The following is an 848-nucleotide window of genomic DNA, read 5'->3' on the forward strand; positions in this document are numbered from 1 at the left end:
CTGCTGGCAGCGACACAGGCGAGGTTCCGGTTTGATAACAACGATATCTGGACGCTGTTCCACTCTTTTGCCTTCGATTTCTCCGTATGGGAATTATGGGGCGCGCTGGCTTACGGGGGGCGGTTGGTCGTTATTCCGGCTGAGTGTGCCCGCTCACCACACCAGTTCTATGCGCTGCTGTGCCGTGAAAAAGTGACGGTTCTGAACCAGACACCCAGCGCCTTCCGTCAGCTGATTACAGCGCAGAATGCGATGCCGCACGCGCAACACACCCTGCGTTGCATTATCTTTGGCGGTGAAGCGTTAGAGCTGCATACCCTCGCGCCGTGGGTTGACCGCAATCCGACAGAGCAGACGCGTCTGGTGAATATGTATGGCATTACTGAGATCACCGTGCATGCCACCTATCGGGAACTGACCGAACCGGATGTTTATTCAGGGAAAGGCAGTTTGATTGGTCAGCCCCTTGACGATTTACGCATCTATGTCCTTGATGCCTATGGTCAGCCTGCCCCTCTGGGCGTGGCTGGCGAACTCTATGTTGCTGGTGCAGGCGTGGCACGTGGTTATCTGAACCGACCAGAACTAACCTCAGAGCGTTTTCTGCCTGATGAGTTCTCCGATAAATCCGGGATGCGTATGTACAAAACCGGCGACTTGGGGCGCTGGTTGCCGGATGGCAGTCTCGAATACCTCGGACGTAATGATTTTCAGGTGAAACTGCGTGGTTTCCGCATTGAATTAGGGGAAATTGAAGCAGGCCTGATGCAGTGCCCGGGTGTACAGGAGGCTGTCGTGATAGCCCGTGAAGACGCTGAAGGGGATACCCGTCTGGTGGCCTATCTCTG

General features: G+C 55.3%; 1 protein-coding gene. It reads left to right on the forward strand.

Features of this window, described 5'->3' with window-relative positions; translation table 11 throughout:
• Positions 1 to 848 (forward strand): AMP-binding protein (locus AACS90_RS04280; protein ID WP_153043719.1); only part of this gene is annotated, 848 nt, incomplete at both ends.

Origin of the sequence: Xenorhabdus sp. KK7.4 (assembly GCF_963876465.1) — a bacterium.
GTDB lineage: Bacteria > Pseudomonadota > Gammaproteobacteria > Enterobacterales > Enterobacteriaceae > Xenorhabdus > Xenorhabdus stockiae.